This window comes from Halovivax ruber XH-70 (assembly GCF_000328525.1).
Lineage (GTDB): Archaea > Halobacteriota > Halobacteria > Halobacteriales > Natrialbaceae > Halovivax > Halovivax ruber.
Genome location: NC_019964.1, coordinates 422053 through 439103 on the forward strand (window position 1 = coordinate 422053; position 17051 = coordinate 439103).

Annotated in this window: 16 protein-coding genes; 14 read left to right on the plus strand and 2 right to left on the minus strand. The window is 67.8% G+C overall.

Going from position 1 to position 17051, the window contains the following annotated elements; all coding sequences use genetic code 11:
- Window positions 1–103: 103 nt before the first annotated feature.
- From HALRU_RS01895 to HALRU_RS01950, 12 genes are all read left to right on the plus strand, one after another.
- Window positions 104–1381: an argininosuccinate synthase gene (locus HALRU_RS01895; protein WP_015299730.1), complete on the plus strand. Its 1278-nt coding sequence runs from the start codon at window positions 104–106 to the stop codon at window positions 1379–1381.
- Between the two features lie 2 nt (window positions 1382–1383).
- Window positions 1384–2850 (plus strand): argininosuccinate lyase, encoded by a 1467-nt coding sequence (gene argH / locus HALRU_RS01900; protein WP_015299731.1) that lies wholly within the window; start codon window positions 1384–1386, stop codon window positions 2848–2850.
- Between the two features lie 221 nt (window positions 2851–3071).
- Window positions 3072–3236 carry a lysine biosynthesis protein LysW gene (gene lysW, locus HALRU_RS01905; protein WP_007699803.1) on the plus strand — a complete coding sequence of 55 codons (165 nt, stop codon included), beginning with the start codon at window positions 3072–3074 and terminating at the stop codon, window positions 3234–3236.
- On the plus strand, window positions 3233–4117 hold the full coding sequence (lysX, locus tag HALRU_RS01910; protein ID WP_015299732.1) for a lysine biosynthesis protein LysX: 885 nt from the start codon (window positions 3233–3235) through the stop codon (window positions 4115–4117). The genes lysW and lysX overlap by 4 nt, the downstream gene beginning before the upstream one ends.
- Window positions 4117–5274 carry an N-acetyl-gamma-glutamyl-phosphate reductase gene (argC, locus tag HALRU_RS01915; RefSeq protein WP_015299733.1) on the plus strand — a complete coding sequence of 386 codons (1158 nt, stop codon included), beginning with the start codon at window positions 4117–4119 and terminating at the stop codon, window positions 5272–5274. Before lysX ends, argC begins: the two co-directional genes overlap by 1 nt.
- Complete coding sequence (locus HALRU_RS01920; protein ID WP_015299734.1) at window positions 5271–6182, plus strand: acetylglutamate/acetylaminoadipate kinase; 912 nt, start codon at window positions 5271–5273, stop codon at window positions 6180–6182. Before argC ends, HALRU_RS01920 begins: the two co-directional genes overlap by 4 nt.
- Window positions 6179–7336, plus strand: coding sequence for an aspartate aminotransferase family protein (locus HALRU_RS01925; RefSeq protein ID WP_015299735.1), 1158 nt, complete (start codon window positions 6179–6181; stop codon window positions 7334–7336). The genes HALRU_RS01920 and HALRU_RS01925 overlap by 4 nt, the downstream gene beginning before the upstream one ends.
- Complete coding sequence (locus HALRU_RS01930; protein WP_015299736.1) at window positions 7333–8595, plus strand: [LysW]-lysine hydrolase; 1263 nt, start codon at window positions 7333–7335, stop codon at window positions 8593–8595. The genes HALRU_RS01925 and HALRU_RS01930 overlap by 4 nt, the downstream gene beginning before the upstream one ends.
- Complete coding sequence (argF, locus tag HALRU_RS01935) at window positions 8592–9566, plus strand: ornithine carbamoyltransferase (protein WP_015299737.1); 975 nt, start codon at window positions 8592–8594, stop codon at window positions 9564–9566. Before HALRU_RS01930 ends, argF begins: the two co-directional genes overlap by 4 nt.
- Window positions 9567–10002: 436 nt before the next feature.
- A complete protein-coding gene (gene thrC, locus HALRU_RS01940) occupies window positions 10003–11268 on the plus strand; it encodes a threonine synthase (RefSeq protein ID WP_015299738.1) in 1266 nt (421 codons plus the stop codon).
- A 103-nt stretch (window positions 11269–11371) separates the two neighbouring features.
- Window positions 11372–12496 carry a hypothetical protein gene (locus HALRU_RS01945; protein WP_015299739.1) on the plus strand — a complete coding sequence of 375 codons (1125 nt, stop codon included), beginning with the start codon at window positions 11372–11374 and terminating at the stop codon, window positions 12494–12496.
- Window positions 12497–12588: 92 nt separating this feature from the next.
- Window positions 12589–12963: a hypothetical protein gene (locus HALRU_RS01950; protein ID WP_015299740.1), complete on the plus strand. Its 375-nt coding sequence runs from the start codon at window positions 12589–12591 to the stop codon at window positions 12961–12963.
- A gap of 48 nt (window positions 12964–13011) precedes the next feature.
- Here the strand turns inward: HALRU_RS01950 and serA are convergent, their stop codons facing one another.
- Window positions 13012–14589, minus strand: a complete 1578-nt coding sequence (serA, locus tag HALRU_RS01955; protein WP_015299741.1) for a phosphoglycerate dehydrogenase — start codon at window positions 14587–14589, stop codon at window positions 13012–13014.
- A 113-nt stretch (window positions 14590–14702) separates the two neighbouring features.
- Here serA and serB point away from each other — a divergent pair, with 113 nt between their 5' ends.
- Window positions 14703–15350 carry a phosphoserine phosphatase SerB gene (gene serB, locus HALRU_RS01960; protein WP_015299742.1) on the plus strand — a complete coding sequence of 216 codons (648 nt, stop codon included), beginning with the start codon at window positions 14703–14705 and terminating at the stop codon, window positions 15348–15350.
- A gap of 489 nt (window positions 15351–15839) precedes the next feature.
- On the plus strand, window positions 15840–16229 hold the full coding sequence (locus HALRU_RS01965; RefSeq protein WP_015299743.1) for a hypothetical protein: 390 nt from the start codon (window positions 15840–15842) through the stop codon (window positions 16227–16229).
- Window positions 16230–16285: 56 nt separating this feature from the next.
- On the opposite strand, the gene HALRU_RS01970 is transcribed toward HALRU_RS01965, so the two are convergent.
- Entirely contained in the window at window positions 16286–16957 is a 672-nt protein-coding gene (locus tag HALRU_RS01970; protein WP_015299744.1) for a hypothetical protein, read from the minus strand.
- Window positions 16958–17051: the final 94 nt, after the last annotated feature.

The following is a 17051-nucleotide window of genomic DNA, read 5'->3' on the forward strand; positions in this document are numbered from 1 at the left end:
GCGTCTTCATCCACGAATCGTCGATAGTGTGCACTCTGCGATTTAATTACGAAAATTACAACAACGAATTTATGTTGGTGGGGGTGCTTCACTCGGATACCACATGACACGCGTTGCACTCGCGTTCTCGGGCGGGCTGGACACGACGGTCTGTGTCCCGCTGCTCGCGGAGGAGTACGGATACGACGAGGTGCTCGGCGTCACGGTCGACGTCGGGCAACCCGAATCGGAGTTCGAGGAGGCCGCGGCAACGGCTGACGCGCTCGATCTGGAGCACGTCGTGGTCGACGCGAAATCGGCGTTCGCCGACCTCTGTCTCGAGGGCGTTCGCGCGAACGCGACCTATCAGGGCTACCCGCTGGGGACGGCGCTCGCGCGGCCGGTCATCGCCGAGGCCATCCTCGAGGTCGCCGAAGACCACGGCTGCACCGGCCTGGCTCACGGCTGTACCGGCAAGGGCAACGATCAGCTGCGATTCGAGGCCATCTGGCGCGACTCGGACATGGAGGTCATCGCGCCCGTGCGCGAACTCGGGCTCACGCGCGAGTGGGAACAGGCGTACGCGGCCGAGAAGGACCTGCCCGTCGAGGGTGGCAACGAGGGCGACTGGTCGATCGACACGAACCTCTGGAGTCGCTCCGTCGAGGGCAAGGAACTCGAGGATCCGAGCTACGTCCCCGGCGAGGAGATCTACGAGTGGACCGACGCGCCGTCGGGCGAGACGGCCGAGCTCGAGATCGAATTCGAGGATGGCTATCCGGTCGCCGTCGATGGCGAGGCGATGGAACCCGTCGCGCTGATCGAGCACCTGAACGAGGTTGCCGGCGCCTACGGTGTCGGTCGCACCGACACGATGGAAGACCGCATGCTCGGCCTGAAGGTCCGTGAGAACTACGAGCACCCGGCCGCGACGACGCTGCTCGCGGCCCACGAGGCGCTCGAAGCGCTCGTCCTCACCCAGGAGGAGCGCCAGTTCAAGGACACGATCGACGCGAAGTGGGCCGAGAAGGCCTACGAGGGCCTGATCGACGCGCCGCTCGTCGGCGCGCTCGACGCCTTCGTCGCCGAGACGCAACAGCGCGTGACGGGCACGGTCACCATCCGCTTCGAGGGTGGCCAGGCCCGCGCCGTCGGGCGCGACAGCGCGTACGCCGCGTACTCGGCCGACCACGCCTCCTTCGACACGGAGGCCGTCGGGAAGATCGAGCAGGCGGACGCCACCGGCGTCGCGAAGTACCACGGCTTCCAGCGCCGTCTCGCGAACGAGTCGATTGCGGCCATCGACGGAGCGGACGACGCCTCGTCGACGGACTCGCCCACACTCGCGACCGACGGCGGTAGCACCGACGAGTCCGCGACGACCGACGACTCCACGGAGTGACGATGAACGATTCCGACGCCGAGGGCGTGGTTCGCCGCGACCGCTTCAGCGGCGGCCCCGCACGGGATTTCCTGTCCTCGCTCGCGGCGGACGAGCGGATCTTCGGGGCCGACCTCGCGGTCGACCGCGCCCACGTCGTGATGCTCGCCGAGTGCGACATCGTCGACGACGAGACGGCGGGGGCGATCCTCGGTGCGCTGGACGAGATCGAGGCCGCGGGCCACGACGCGCTTCCAGAGGGGGAGGACGTCCACGAGGCGATCGAGACGGCAGTCATCGACCGCGTCGGCCCAGACGGCGGGCGGATGCACACTGCGCGCTCGCGCAACGACGAGGTCGCGACCTGCATTCGCTACCGCCTTCGTGAGGACGTCCTCGGCGCCGTCGAGGCGACGCTCGCGCTGCGCGAGGCGCTCGCCGAAATCGCCGACGTTCACACGGAGACGATCATGCCGGGCTACACGCACTTACAGCCCGCCCAGCCGACGACCGTCGCCCAGTGGGCGCTCTCTTACGAGTCGGCGGTCGCACGCGACACGGCGCGGCTCTTCGACGCCTTCGACCGGCTCGACGCCTCGCCGCTCGGCGCTGCGGCGTTCGCCGGCACGCCGTTCGAGATCGATCGTGAACGCACCGCCGAGTTGCTCGGCTTCTCTTCGGTCCTGTCGAACGCGACGGACGCCGTCGCGGGTCGCGACGTCCTCCTCGAGACGACCCAGGCACTCTCGACGCTGGCGACGACGCTCTCGGGGCTCGCCGAGGACCTGATCGTCTTCGCGAATCGCGGGTTCGTCGACCTCGCCGACGACTACTCGTCGACCTCGTCGATCATGCCGCAGAAGGTGAATCCGGACACGCTCGAACTCGTCCGCGCGGTCGCGGGTGACGCGGCGGCCGGCGTCCAGGGTCTCACGACGACGCTCAAGGGACTCCCGCGCGCGTACAACCGCGATCTGCAGCGTGCGACGCCGCACGTCTGGGAGACCGTCGATGCCGTGACCGAGGCGACCGAGGTGGCCGCCGGGGCGGCCGCGACGGCCGACTGGAACGCGGAATCGCTCTCCGCGGCGGCCGGCGAGGGGTTCTCGACGGCCACGGGCGTCGCCGATCTCCTCGCAGCGAAGGGCGTCCCCTTCCGCACGGCGCACGAAATCGTCGCGGAGGCGGCGGCCGCAGCCGAGGAGCCCGGCGTGTCGATCCGCGAGGCGCTCGCGGACGCCGCCGTGGCGCATCTCGACGCGCCGCTCGACGAGTTCGTCGCCTCCGGCGCGCTCGCCGACGCACTCGATCCGGAATCGAGCGTCGTCAGTCGCGATTCGACGGGTGGGCCCGCGCCGGAGGCAGTCGCCGACCAGCTCGCGGCGGTCTCGTCGTCGATCGAGGCCGATCGCGAACTGCACGCGAACACCGCGTGCGTCCTCGGGACCGCTAACGAGCGCCGCCTGGAGGTGGTGTCGACCTATGTCTGACCGCGAACTCGTCGGTCCGGTCGCGCCACGTTCACCAGTCAGTCGACCGCGACGGGGACGGCCGCGGTCCCCGCCAGGGGACACTATTCTATCGAAATGACATACGACACGAAATCGCGGTGCAAGGCTTCTGCAAACAGTGTTAGCGTGCAGTGCAATCATATAATTTTATAAACAAATTCGACGAATTTATGTGGGTGCACCCCGGAGTTGGGGGTACAATGACGACGTGCACAGCGTGCGGGGCCGACGTGTCCCTGCACGACGACCTGGAGGCGGGAGAGATCGTCGACTGTACGACCTGCGGCGTCGAACTCGAAGTGATCGAGACCGCGCCACCAGTCCTCGACCGGGCCCCCGAGCTCGAAGAGGACTGGGGTGAGTGAGTGTGCAGATCGGGATCTGCTACTCGCGCATCCGCGCGGACGAGAAGCTCCTGCTGTCGGAACTACGCGAGCGCGGCCACGACGTCGTGAAGATCGACGTCCGCGAGCTGGAGCTGGCGATCGGCGAAGCGCCCGAGATCCTCGCGGACCTCGACCTCGTCGTCGATCGGTGTCTCGCGACGAGTCGCAGCGTCTACGTCACGCAGTTCCTGTCGGCCTACGGCGTCCCAGTCGTGAACGCGCCGGAGACGGCGACGGTCTGTGCCGACAAGGTGCGTACGAGCCTCGCGCTCGACGGCGCGGGTGTCCCCACGCCCGCGACGACGGTGGCGTTCACCACCGATAGCGCGCTCAGCGCCATCGAATCGTTCGGCTATCCGTGCGTACTCAAGCCGGTCGTCGGTTCCTGGGGGCGGCTGATGGCGAAGATCGACTCGCGAAGCGCCGCCGAGGCCATCCTGGAGCACAAATCGACGCTCGGGCACTACGAGCACAAGGTGTTCTACGTCCAGGAGTTCGTCGACAAGCCCGGCCGCGACCTGCGCGTCCTCGCCGTCGACGGCGAGCCGATCGCGGGGATGGTCCGCTCGTCGGACCACTGGATCACGAACGCGGCCGCGGGTGCCGAGACGACCGCCCTCGAGATCGACGACGAGATCGCGGCCGTGGTCGCCGCGGCGAGCGACGCCGTCGGCGGCGGGCTTCTTGGCATCGACCTAATGGAAATCGACGACGGATACACCGTCCACGAGGTCAACCACACCGTCGAGTTCAAGGCGCTGAACGAGGCCGTCGACGTCGACGTGCCCGCGGCGGTCGTCGACTGGCTCGAGGAGACGGCCGATTCAGCGGCTAATACGCAGTTGGAGGTGACCGCCTGATGGCGGGCGGTGCGTCTACTGCGGCGACGACCGATGCCGACGACACGACCGCCGTTACCGAGACTGCGGCAGCGGAGACGGTGACTGCGAGCGTCATCGGTGCCAGCGGCTTCGCCGGCGGCGAACTCCTGCGTTTGCTGGCTGGCCATCCGAACTTCGACCTCCAGCAGGCGACGAGTCGCCAGCGCGCCGGCAAGAGTATCGGCTCGACGCACCCGCCGCTTCGCGGGACCGAGCTGCGCTACACCGAGCCGACGGAGCTGGAATCGGTGGACGTGCTCTTCGCCGCGACGCCTCACGGCGTCTCGATGGGCCACATCGACGCGTTCTTCGACGCGGCGGACACCGTGGTCGACCTCTCGGCGGACTTCCGTCTGGACACCGCGGCACAGTACGACGAGTGGTACGACGGCCACGACGCGCCCGCGTACCTCGACCGGGCCGAGTACGCCCTGCCCGAACTCAACCGCGAGAACCTGCCGGGTGCGGATCTGATCGCGAGCGGGGGCTGTAACGCCACCGCGACGATCCTCGGGCTCTATCCGCTGTTCGAGCACGGGATTCTCGGCGGGGAGACCGGCGCGACCGACGGGGATGGCGCGGGCGAACCCGGCGGCGACGAACAGATCGTCGTCGACGTCAAGGTCGGCTCCTCTGAGGGTGGCGCCGGCGGTGGCGCGGCTTCGAGCCACGCCGAGCGCTCGGGCGTCGTCCGCCCGTACGCGCCGACCGGTCACCGCCACGAGGCGGAGATCGAGCAGTTCCTCGGCACCTCGGTCGCCTTCACCTGCCACGCGGTGGACATGGTTCGCGGCGCGAGCGCGACGAGCCATGTATTCCCCGATGCCCCCGTCTCGAAGGGCGACCTGTGGACGGCCTACCGCGAGTGCTACGAGGACGAACCGTTCGTCCGCCTCGCAGCGGGCGGCTCTGGCGTCTATCGCTATCCCGAGCCGAAGGCCGTCGCGGGGACGAACGTCGCGGAGGTCGGTTTCGAACTCGACCCGTCGAACGGGCGCGTCGTCGTCTTTTCGGCGATCGACAACGTGATGAAGGGCTCGGCAGGCCAGGCCGTCCACGCGGCCAACATCGCGCTCGGCTTCGCGGAGACGGCCGGCCTCGACTTTGCGGGACTCCACCCGGTGGGATCGCCATGACCGACGACGAGACGCCGGTCGTGATCAAGATCGGCGGCGCGAACGCGGTCGATCCTGCGGGCGCGCTCGCCGACGTGGCCCACCTGTCGGCCAACGGCCGCTCGGTCGCGGTCGTCCACGGCGGCTCGACCGCCGTCGACGAGACGCTCGAAGCCCTCGGCGAGGAACCGACCTACGTCGAGACACCCGGCGGCGTCGTCGGTCGATTCACCGACGAGACGGCGATGGAGGCGTTCACGATGGCGATGGCCGGGACGGTCAACACGGACCTCGTCTGCGCGCTACAGAACGAGGGCGTCGACGCGATCGGCCTCTCTGGCCTCGACGGTAAGCTGCTCGCCGGCACGCGCAAATCCGCCGTCAGGGTGCTCGAGGACGGCACGAAGAAGATTTTGCGCGGCGACCACTCCGGCACGCTCGAGTCGGTCAACGCCGACCTGCTGGAAACGCTCCAGGCAGGCGGGTACGTCCCCGTCGTAGGTGGCCCAATCCTCGGCACCGAGTCCGACGGTGGGTACACCGCCGTCAACGTCGATGCCGACCGTGCGGCCGCGGCCGTGGCGGGCGCGCTCGGGGCCGATCTCGTCGTGCTGACTGACGTCGCTGGCGTCTACGCGGACCCCGACGACGAGTCGACGCTGATCGAGTCGGCGACGACGGAAGCCGACTTCGAGGTCCTTGAGCACGCCGCGGCTGGCTTTATGACGAAGAAGGTGATGGCGGCGGCGGAAGCCCTCGAGACGGGGGCGTCGTCGGTCGTCGTCGCCGATGCGAACGCGAACAGCCCGGTGCTCACCGCGCTCGACGGGGCGGGGACGACGATCACGCCCGGGGCAGTCGGAACGGCAACAGGCGCCGACGGGCCCAGTGCTGCCGTCGGCGACGAACGCGGGGTGAGCGAGTCGTGAGCGGCTTCGTCTACTCCCAGAAGCCGATCACGATCGAATCGGGCGAGGATGTCACACTGACGGGCGACGACGGCACCGAGTACATCGACTTCGGCGCCAGCTACGCCTGCACACCTGCCGGCCACTGCCACCCGGACGTGGTCGGCGCGATCCAGAAGCAAGCGAGCGACCTCCTCTTCGTGCAGGGGTCGTACCCGGTCGAGGCGCGCTCGACCCTGACGTCGCAGCTCGCCGCCCTGGCACCGGGCGATATCGAGAACGTCTGGCTCTGTAACTCGGGCACCGAGGCCAACGAGGCGGCCCTGAAGTTCGCCCGTAGCGCGACTGGCAACACGAAGTTCGTCGCCGCCCGCGGGGCGTTCCACGGCCGCACCGCCGGGAGTCTCTCGACGACCTGGAAGCCGAAGTACAAGGCGTCGTACGAACCCCTGCTCGAAGACCACGTCGAGTTCGTCCCCTACGGCGACGCGGCGGCGCTCGAAGCGGCCGTCGACGACGAGACGGCCGCGGTCATCCTCGAACCCATCCAGGGCGAAGGCGGCATCAACGCTGCACCCGCAGGCTACCTCCAGGCCGCTCGCGAGGTGACTCACGAGACCGGATCGGCGCTAATCTTCGACGAGATACAGACCGGCCTCGGGCGTACCGGATCGATCTGGGCCTGTGAGAACGACGCGCTCGTCGACTCTCCAGTCGTCCCTGACGTCCTCACGACCGCGAAGGGTCTCGCGAGCGGCCTCCCGATGGGTGCAACGCTCTGTGCGGACTGGATCGCCGAGGGCGCCGCATCCCACGGCTCGACGTTTGCCGGGAACCCGCTCGTCGCCGCGGCGGCGACCGCGACGCTCGACGTTATCGTCGACGAGGAACTCCCGGCCAACGCGGCGACCGTCGGCGCGACGCTCGTCGACGAACTCTCGCGGGCCGACCTGCCGATCGACGAGGTGCGCGGATTGGGCCTCATGCGCGGGCTCGAGGTAGGACGCGGCGCGAACCGCATCCTGCGCGACCTCGCGATGGAACACGGTATCCTCGCGCTGCCCGCCGGGCGATCGGTGGTTCGCCTGCTCCCGCCGCTCACGCTCACCGAATCGCACGTCCACGCGCTCGTCGAGGCGCTCGAAGACACGCTGGAGGCCACGACAGACGCATGATTCCTCCCAAAACCGCGACGGGGACCGACGTCTCGACCGAGACCGCCCGCGGGTTGCTGGTCGACATGGTCTCGACGCCCTCGGTCTCGGGCGACGAGGAGGCGGCCGCCGAGCGACTGGCTGCCTTCTTCGACGCCCACGACCGCGAGGTGTGGCTCGACGACGTCGGTAACGTTCGCGCACCGGCCGACGACGCCGTCCTCTTTACCTCGCACGTCGACACCGTTCCGGGCGACGTTCCCGTTCGCCTCACGGCGAACGGCGAGGCGGCTGAAGGCGACGCGGTGGCCGGGAACGATTCGGTGGCCGCTCCCGACGAGGAACTCCACCTTGACGACGCGGCGACCGTCCAAGACGCAGTCCTCTGGGGTCGCGGGAGCGTCGATGCGACTGGACCCCTATGCGCGATGGCCGTCGCGGCGGTCAGGACGGGCTGTTCGTTCGCCGGCGTCGTCGGCGAGGAGACCGATTCGCGCGGGGCGCGCCACCTCGTCGAGACGCGCGAGCCGCCCGCGGCACTCGTCAACGGCGAACCGTCGGGCGTCGACGGCATCACGCTCGGCTATCGCGGCCTCGTCGCCGGCACGTACGCCGCGACGACGGAGTCGACGCACGCCTCGCGGCCGGAACCCACCGCCGTTCAGGACGCGATGGCCTGGTGGGCGGCCGTCGAGTCGACCTGTGACGCGCTGCCCTCGCCCGAAGACGCCTCGGGCGTGGACGACCCGACCCCGTCGGAGCAGTCAACGTTCGAGTCGGTGACGACCAAGCCGGTCGCCGTCGAGGGCGGGCCGGCCGACGACGGCCTGGCCGTCGAGGCGCGCGTCGACTTTCAGGTTCGTGTTCCGCCGGGACTGTCGGTCGAGACGGTCGAGTCGACGCTCGCATCCGTCACCGCCGACTTCGCCGGTGGGCTCGAACTGACGGACGCGATCCCTCCGGTAATGACGAGTCCGCGCACGTCCGTCGCCCGCGCGTTTCGCGTCGCCATCCGCGCGGCGGACAGCGACCCGCGCCTCCTCCGCAAGACCGGGACGAGCGACATGAACGTCTTCGCCGCGGCGTGGGACCGTCCGATGGTGACCTACGGGCCCGGCGACTCATCGCTCGACCACGCGCCCGACGAGCACCTCTCGCTTGCGGCGTACGACCGCTCGATCGCCGTCCTCGACGCCGTCGGCCGGCGCCTCGTCGACGCTGGGCAGTCGAACCGTCCGCCGATCACCGACCCCTCCCCGACAGATTCCGATCCCCAATGAGCTACCAGCCGAACACCGACCCGACCGCACCGACCGACGACCCGACTGGCCCGAACGCGACCGACGTGACCCACGTCACCGACGTGGACGACCTCTCGCGGGCCGACCTCGCGGCCGTCCTCGACCTCGCTGCCGAGTACAAGGCGGCACAGCGGCGGGGCTGGACCCACGCCGACCTGTCGGGCCAGACGCTGGGGATGCTCTTCGAGAAACCGAGCACGCGAACGCGCGTCTCCTTCGAGACGGGGATGACCCAGCTCGGCGGCCACGCTATCTTCCTCGGCGAGGACGACATTCAGCTGGGAAACGGCGAACCGATCCGCGACACTGCCCGCGCACTCTCTCGCTACGTCGACGTCGTGATGGCCCGGCTGTTCGACCACGCGGATCTCGAGGAGCTCGCCCGCTTCTCGGACGTGCCGGTGATCAACGGGCTCACCGACGACGCACACCCCTGTCAGACGCTGGCCGACCTCCTCACCATCCGGGAGGCCGTCGGGCCGTTCGACGACGTGCGCGCGACCTGGGTCGGTGACGGAAACAACGTCGCCCAGTCGTTCGCCCTCGGCTGTGCGCTCACGGGGATCGACTGCACGATCGCGACGCCCGCAGGCTACGGCGTCGACGACGCAGTCCTCGACCGGGCCGGCGAGATCAGCACGGCGCCGACGGTCACGACCGACCCCGAGGCGGCGGTCGCGGGTGCGGACGTCGTCTACACCGACGTCTGGGTGAGTATGGGTCAGGAAGCCCAGCGTGCGGAGCGTCTCGACGCGCTCGGGCCGTACCAGGTGAACGATTCGCTCCTCGCGGCGGCCCCCGACGACGTGTCAGTTATGCACTGCCTGCCGGCCCACCGCGGCGAGGAGATCACCGGACAGGTTCTCGAGGGCGACCGGTCGATCGTCTGGCAGCAGGCGGAGAACCGGCTCCACGCTCAGAAGGGACTGCTCGGCTGGCTCCAGCCCTGACGGGATCGACCCGTCGACTTGATCGGAAACGGAGAGACCGCTGACCCCGTCACATCGGGCGAGTAACGCCTCGTTACTGCCGCTCGGTATCGTCGCTCACGCTGAAGAATCCGCATACATTATATATCTGGTGGCCATTTGGCCACAACGTATATGCAACTCCGATTGATCGTCGCGACGCTCCTGCTGATCGGGGGCCCAGCACTGTTGCTGGCGTTCTTCGCCGTCTGACCACCAGCCCGGTCGCCGAATCGGTCCACCGGCTGGTCTCGTGAGTCCGTATCGCGCGTCGACCGAGTCGCTCCGCCGGGACCGGTCGCGACAGTTTCCCGCTTCGTTCCTCGCTGCGACTGCCCGTCGCGGTGTGCCTCGGTGGCCGAGTCGAACCCTGCCACCATCGGCCGACTTTTGGTGCGGGGTGACGTCGAATCGGTCGATGGATCTCTCGCTGACTGCCGACCCGCCCTCGGCCCCGACGGCCGCTCGCGAGGGCGTCTGGCTCGCCTGCATCGAGTGCGGTGAAGCGTCACCGCCGTTCGACGCGATTCGATACACCTGCGACGACTGTGGTGGCCTCCTCGAGGTGCGGTACGCCGAGCCGGTCGGGTTCGACGCGTTCGCGGGCGAGGGCGTCTGGCGCTACGCGGATGCCCTCCCGCTCGACAGCGGCGTGACGATTCAGGAGGGCGGGACCCCGTTGTACCGCGTTCCGGAGCTGACGGACGACGTCGGCGTCGAGACGCTGCGAATCAAACACGAGGGGATGAACCCGACTGGATCGTTCAAAGATCGGGGGATGACCGTCGGCGTCGCGGTCGCGCGCGAACTCGGCGTCGAGCGGCTTGCCTGCGCCTCGACGGGCAACACGAGCGCCGCCCTCTCGGCGTACGGCTCCCGGGCCGGGATGGAGACGCTCGTCCTGCTCCCGGCTGGCAAGGTCGCGGCGGGAAAGGTCGCGCAGGCGAGCCTCCACGGGGCGCGTATCCTCGAAGTCGACGGCAACTTCGACGCCTGTCTCGACCTCGTCCAGGAACTTGCCGCTCGCGGCGAGGCCTACCTGCTCAACTCACTCAACCCGTTCCGCCTCGAGGGCCAGAAGACGATCGGGCTCGAAATCCTCGAACGGTTCCGCGCCGACCACGGCACGGTTCCCGACCGAATCGTTTTGCCCGTCGGCAACGCCGGCAACACCGCCGCGCTGTACAAAGCGTTCCGCGAACTCGTGCAGGCGGGCGACCTCGCCGTCGACGACGTGCCGAAACTCACCGGCGTGCAGGCCGCGGGCGCCGCCCCGATGGTCGAGGCGATCGAAGCCGGCGCCGACGCGGTGCGTCGCTGGGACGACGTCGAGACGCGCGCCACGGCGATCCGGATCGGCAACCCCGTCAACGCGCCGAAGGCCCTGCCAGGGATCCGCGAGACGGGTGGGACTGCGGTCGCCGTCTCGGACGCCGCGATCACCGACGCCCAGCGCGCCCTCGCTGGAGCGGGAATCGGCGTCGAACCCGCCTCGGCCGCCTCGCTCGCCGGCCTGCGGAAACTCCGCGAAGACGGCGTCGTCGGGAGCGAGGAGGACGTGGTCTGTCTCACCACCGGCCATCTCCTCAAGGACCCCGACGCTGCGGCCGCAGCAGGGACCGAACCGGAACCCGTTCCCGACGATCTCGACGGCGTGCTCTCGCACCTCGACGACAGAACGTAGCGCCACCCGTCCGCCGTGCCGTTACAACCGCCGACAACCGCCATCATTTCCCTTTATACGTATTGGAAAGTATTATGGTTTCTCCTCGGTTAGGTGTGGTTATATGCCCATTCCCCGCTCCCGCCGTGCGTTTCTCGCGACGGCATCGCTCGCCGCCCTCGCTGGCTGTCTCGACGACGGCATGCTCGATTCGACCGAAAACGACGAGACGGCTCCAGCGCGACCACCGGGCGTCTCCGACGAGACCCTCGACGATCCAGAAGCGCTGTTTTCGGCCCACGAGGACCGGCTGCGTTCGGGTGGGTTCGAAGTCGAGATTCACGTGCAGGAATCAAGGAGTGAGGACGGACGGTCCGCCACTGACTACGACATCACCGCCGAATGCGCTCCGGAAGACCACTCGCTTCGGTTGTCGGGAACACTCGAACGGGGCGAGACCGCCGAGACGTGGGACGTCTGGCACACCGAATCGCAGGCCATCACCAGGCTCGACCGTGGTGACGGTCCGCGATACCAGGTGATGGACAGGGGACTCGATTCGGCTGGCGACTTCATCAACCCCGGCTTCCTATCCGGCTCCTTCGACGCGGACATGTTTACTGTCGACGGCATCGACGAACGGGCGGACGTAACGCTCACGACCCTCGTTGCAGCGGACTTGAGCGAGGCCGGTGACGCCGCAGATGATGTTACGGAGGCGACGTTGGTCGTCGACGAACACGGCGTGATTCACCAGGCGTCAGCAACGGTGACCGAACCGGCTGGTTCGTTCGAGTACGACCTCGTCGCCGTCGGCGGCGTCGATCCGACGGAACCCGCGTGGGTGGAGTCGGTCCCCGACAGCGCCTTCGACGACGTGGACGTGGAACCCGATCCGACGAGCGACGGTGAGGCTCTCGAACTCGAGAGCTCCGGAGACGACCCAGTTCCTGCGGGGACGACAGTGACGGTCGACGATGCCGAGGAGACCTACCGCGGGACGATCGACACCCAACTCGCCTCGGGCGAACGGGTCTCCCTCTCGATTCAGGATGGAGCGCTGGAAGCCACCAGTGCTCGGCCGGCCTCGGTCGACGAACCCTTCGAGTCGCCCATCTCGGTCAGAGTTGTCACTCCTGGCGGCGTGAGTCTCGCGAACATCTCGATGGGCTGGGGGTCGGACGAGGCAGCGGCTGGTACCGATGACAGCGGTGCCAGCAGTGACAGTCGTCCCGGCGACGAGTCGTGACGCCCGTCGATCCGGGATTCGACTGCCAGTGGTTCGTCTGACGGTCGGCTGACTGAATCTTTTGAGCGACCCCGTCGTAGGAAGGTGTCCCGATGGCAGCCCAGCACCATCCCACCCCACGACCACGCGAGGAAGCGGCGTGTGACTCGGACCCCGACGGTGACCCGACCGCCACCGACGGTGAGGCGACCGCGGACGACGCGACAGTGACGGTGACGCCCGTCGAGTCCAACTCCCACGACTCGACCGACGTCGCCGCGGCGATCGAACGCGAGCGGTTGCGCGCTCGGATCCGGGCGCTGGAGCGCGAACTCGTCGCCAGTGAGCGCCACCGGCAGGCGCTCGTCGAGCGGTACGAGTGGGTGTTAGCGGAGCGGGAATCGGACGGTTCGGATCGATCCGGAACGACGACACAGCCGTTCGGGACCGTTCGCGCTCGACTGCGCAGTCTGTTTCCTGGGAGATAAGGTGGCGTCCTCGCGACCATCACGCCCGTTTCGCCAGTCGCTCCGGTTCTAGTCGAGGGTCAACTGCCGGACGTCGATGATGCGTTCGTCCGCTTCGAGTTCAGCGCGCGCCTCGTCGGGCACCTCGCCGTCGACGTTGTAGACGGTGAGTGCCTCGCCGCCGATGGCCTCGCGGGCGTTGAACAGGCCGGCGATGTTGACGTCGTACTCGCCCATGACGCTCCCGATGAGACCGATGACGCCCGGTTCGTCGGTGTTGCGGGTGACGACCATCTTGCCGTGGGGGATCGCGTCGACCCGGTAGTCGTCGACGCGGACGATCCGCGGATCCTCGCCGGCGAAGAGCGTCCCCTCGACGGCGATGGCCGTCTCGCCGTTCGAGACGGTGACAGAGAGGAGACTCTGGAAGTCCTCGGTCTGGCGTGTCTTCGATTCCGTGACCTCGACGCCCCGGTCTTCGGCGATCTGGGGTGCGTTGACGGCGTTGACCTGCCACTCGAGTGGGGAGAAGACGCCCTCCAGCGCGCTGGCGGTGACGAACTCGACGTCCTCGTCGGCGAGTTCACCCTCGTAGGTCACTTCGACGCCCTCGATGCGACCGTCCAGCAGCTGCGTGGCGATACGTCCCGCGGTTCCGGCGAGTTCGACGTAGGGCTTCAGGCGGGCGAACGCGGTTTCGTCGATCGAGGGGGCGTTCAGCGCGTTCGCGACGGGCTCACCGGAGAGGGCGGCGACTACCTGTTCGGCCGTCGAAGTCGCGACGTTCTGCTGGGCGGCCGCCGTCGACGCGCCCAGGTGTGGTGTGAGGACGACGTCGTCGACGTCGAGCAGCGACGAGTCCTCGGGAAGCGGCTCTTCGGCGAAGACGTCGAGGGCGGCGCCCGCGAGCGTGCCCGCCTCGACGGCCGCGGCGAGGGCGTCCTCGTCGACGATGCCACCGCGTCCCACGTTGATCAGGTAGCCGCCGTCGAGCGACTCGAGTTCGTCGGCGCCGATCATCCCCTCCGTCTCGGGGGTGAGCGGCGTGTGGATCGTCAGGACGTCGGCAGCATCGAGACACGCCTCGAGGTCGACGAGTGTCGCGCCCAGGCGTTCGGCTCGCTCTTGTGCGATGTACGGGTCGAAGGCGACGATATCCATCCCCAGTGCGTCCAGTTTCTTCGCGACTTCCTGGCCGACCCGACCCAGGCCGACGACGCCGAGCGTGGTCCCGTTGAGTTCCGTCCCGAGGAACTCGCTCTTGGCCCACTCGCCGGTTTTCAGTCGGCCGTGCGCCTGCGGGATCGACCGCGCGGCGGCGAACGTCATCGCCACGGTGTGCTCGGCGGCCGCGCGGACGTTCCCCTCGGGGGCGTTGGCGACGATGACGCCCTCGTCCGTCGCCGCGTCGATGTCGATGTTGTCGACGCCGATCCCCGCCCGACCGACGATAACCAGATCCTCGCCCGCCTCGAGCACCTCACGCGTTACCTCCGTCCCCGAGCGAACGATGAGCGCGTTGGCGTCGGCGACCGCGTCGAGGAGCGCCTCGCCGTCGAGTTCGTACCCTGTCTCTACGTCGAAGCCGGCGTCGCGGAGGACGTCGAGCCCCGCGTCTGCGATGGGATCGGTGACAAGAACCTGCATATCTCATCTCGCCCCCGGGCTGAGTAAACAGTTGCGGAGGGCGCAGCATTGGCGACGCCGTCGTCCTTGCGCGAACGTAAACTGGTAAACCGTCCCCGTTCGAACCGGCAGGCATGCCCCTCGTGGCCTTCGACTTCGACGGGACGTTGTCCGATTCGGAGATGACGGTCCTGCTCGGTGAACGCTGTGGCGTCGCCGACGAGATGGACGCTATCACCGAGCGTGCGATGAACGACGAGATCGACTACGCGACGAGCCTGCGGGAGCGAGCCGCCTTGCTAGATGGGCTCGACGTTTCCGAGGCGCAGGCCGCGTTCGACCGGGTCGAACTGCGCCCCGGTGCGGCCGACGTGATCGACGAACTCAACGCGACCGGCGTCACGACGGCGATCCTCACCGGCGGGTTCGAACGCGGCGTCGAGGCGGCTCTCGATCGAGCGGGCGTCGCCGTCGATCACGTGGTAGCGAACCGACTCCCACGCACCGGCGGGGAACTGACCGGCGAGGTCGAGGGCCCGCTCGTCGAGGGCACGAAGGACGATGCACTCGAATCCCTCGCGGACACGGTCTCGATTCCACGCACTGCGACCGTCGCGGTCGGCGATGGTGCGAACGACCTCCCGATGCTCGCGGCCGCGAACCTGGCGATCGGGTTCGACCCGAAACCAGCCGTCGAACCCGCGTGCGATCGCACGGTCACGACGATGGACGCTCTCCGTCGAGCACTCTCCGACGAAGAAGTGCTTCCGGCCGAAGACTGACACTCGTCCGCCACTCGACGGCGCGGCGCACAACGTTGTCCTGCGCGGCCGCCAGCCACGCTGAGTACCGGATATCTGTCTTTCTGGCCTCGAGTACTGCCGAGACGTCATAGCTAGGTCTACAGATTCCCTTGAACGAACCTCGCTCGACGTGAGACGTGGAGTAATCGCTCGCTGTTTCGCCGTGTCACCTTCTCGCAAGAAGCTGGGTCGCCGGACCCCGTCTTTGGGCCACGTTCGGATCGAGTAACTGACCGTTACGCACTGTTTCAGGATGTAATAGCGAATTGCTCGGCTCCCACCGAATGAGAAGTGGGACATAGCCACTCAACGGGCGGGAAAATCGGCAGCCAGCGAACAGCGTTGTGGGGGTACGAGACTCCTTCGCAGAATCAGGAATTACTACTGGTTGCATGCCGGAAAGATAACGCTAAACGACTGTTATTGATAGAGAAGCCCTTATTTACTCTCCTCCACTCGGCTCTCTCGATGATGTGGCAAGACTTCGTCTTCATGATCGGTAGCAGCCTTTCGATCGGATTTTTAGCTCCGACCCTCCGTGACGCGAACGCACGCGTCCCCCTCGGAACGAGCGTCCCTTCGATGACGATCGGTATCGTGTACGGAATTACCTTTACGACCCTCGGAATGCCCTTCTCGGCCCTCGGTGCCTTCGTCACCGGGACGATGTGGTCGCTGGTCGCGATCGTTCGCTCGCCGCTTCCAGACACGCCGAAGACGACCCGTCGCGAGCGCCTTCGCGCACTCGGTCGAGACGTGGTTCGCAGTGTCGAGCCACTCGTCGATGCCGTGCCGGTTCTCCGAGCGACCGGCTCTGAGGGACACAATCCCGAAGAGACCGGTCAACCGGCCGATTGAGTCCGTCGGACGCCGCTGGTCTCCGCGCCCCCTGCCCACTTGCGCTCGACACTACGTTAGTACGGATCGCGATTGGCGACGAACGCCCGATGACCGATAGCCAGCGATGCACCAAGCAGGGCGAGCACCGCCGGAAAGACGACGCCTGCGTAGAGGACCGCGTCGACGACGTCGACGGACACAGTCTGGATCTCTGATACGGGCCGTGCTTCGGTCGTCGGTTCCCAGGTCGCGAACGTGGCGAGGAGTGTCGCTGACAGGACATAGGCGGGGACGACGAGGAGCGACGAGGCGAGCCGTTCCCGCACCGAATTCGTCTCGACGCAGGATGCGATCACGTATCCGGCACCGATGGCGAGCAGGAAGCAGAGGATCGTGAAGATTGGACTGATTGCGAAGCGAAACATCCCGTACTGCAGTCCCCAGGCTCCCGACGACTCGCTGGCGATGTCCAGGCCAGCGCCGAGGTTCATGAGAACCGTCCAGCTCGCTTCCGTCAACACGTGTGGTGGCGACTCGACGGAACTCCACACGGTCAGCCCCTGTCTCCCGGCGAACGTCGCCAGGAGGGCGAGGACGTAGGTCGCGAGGGCCGCCGCGACCCCGGTGAGTAGTCCGCCGACGATCGGTATCCGTCCGTGGACCGACGGGAGCGTTCGCGACTCGTCGGTGGTGGGTTCGTCGTCTTCGACGGGGCCGCCGTGGCGGTATTTCGGCTGGTTTGACATTATCTTCGGTCTGGGAGGGGTATCGCTTGAACGTTCCGGTCGCATTCGGCGCGGATTGAACGGTCCGGATCGCCCGAGTGACTGCGAACGGCAC

Bases quoted from the DNA above. Each gene is read 5' to 3' on its own strand.
- HALRU_RS01895 (WP_015299730.1), top strand. From the start codon at position 104: ATGACACGCGTTGCACTCGCGTTCTCGGGCGGGCTGGACACGACGGTC.
- argH (WP_015299731.1), top strand. From the start codon at position 1,384: ATGAACGATTCCGACGCCGAGGGCGTGGTTCGCCGCGACCGCTTCAGC.
- lysW (WP_007699803.1), top strand. From the start codon at position 3,072: ATGACGACGTGCACAGCGTGCGGGGCCGACGTGTCCCTGCACGACGAC.
- argC (WP_015299733.1), top strand. From the start codon at position 4,117: ATGGCGGGCGGTGCGTCTACTGCGGCGACGACCGATGCCGACGACACG.
- HALRU_RS01920 (WP_015299734.1), top strand. From the start codon at position 5,271: ATGACCGACGACGAGACGCCGGTCGTGATCAAGATCGGCGGCGCGAAC.
- HALRU_RS01930 (WP_015299736.1), top strand. From the start codon at position 7,333: ATGATTCCTCCCAAAACCGCGACGGGGACCGACGTCTCGACCGAGACC.
- argF (WP_015299737.1), top strand. From the start codon at position 8,592: ATGAGCTACCAGCCGAACACCGACCCGACCGCACCGACCGACGACCCG.
- thrC (WP_015299738.1), top strand. From the start codon at position 10,003: ATGGATCTCTCGCTGACTGCCGACCCGCCCTCGGCCCCGACGGCCGCT.
- HALRU_RS01945 (WP_015299739.1), top strand. From the start codon at position 11,372: ATGCCCATTCCCCGCTCCCGCCGTGCGTTTCTCGCGACGGCATCGCTC.
- HALRU_RS01950 (WP_015299740.1), top strand. From the start codon at position 12,589: ATGGCAGCCCAGCACCATCCCACCCCACGACCACGCGAGGAAGCGGCG.
- serA (WP_015299741.1), bottom strand. From the start codon at position 14,589: ATGCAGGTTCTTGTCACCGATCCCATCGCAGACGCGGGGCTCGACGTC.
- serB (WP_015299742.1), top strand. From the start codon at position 14,703: ATGCCCCTCGTGGCCTTCGACTTCGACGGGACGTTGTCCGATTCGGAG.
- HALRU_RS01965 (WP_015299743.1), top strand. From the start codon at position 15,840: ATGATGTGGCAAGACTTCGTCTTCATGATCGGTAGCAGCCTTTCGATC.
- HALRU_RS01970 (WP_015299744.1), bottom strand. From the start codon at position 16,957: ATGTCAAACCAGCCGAAATACCGCCACGGCGGCCCCGTCGAAGACGAC.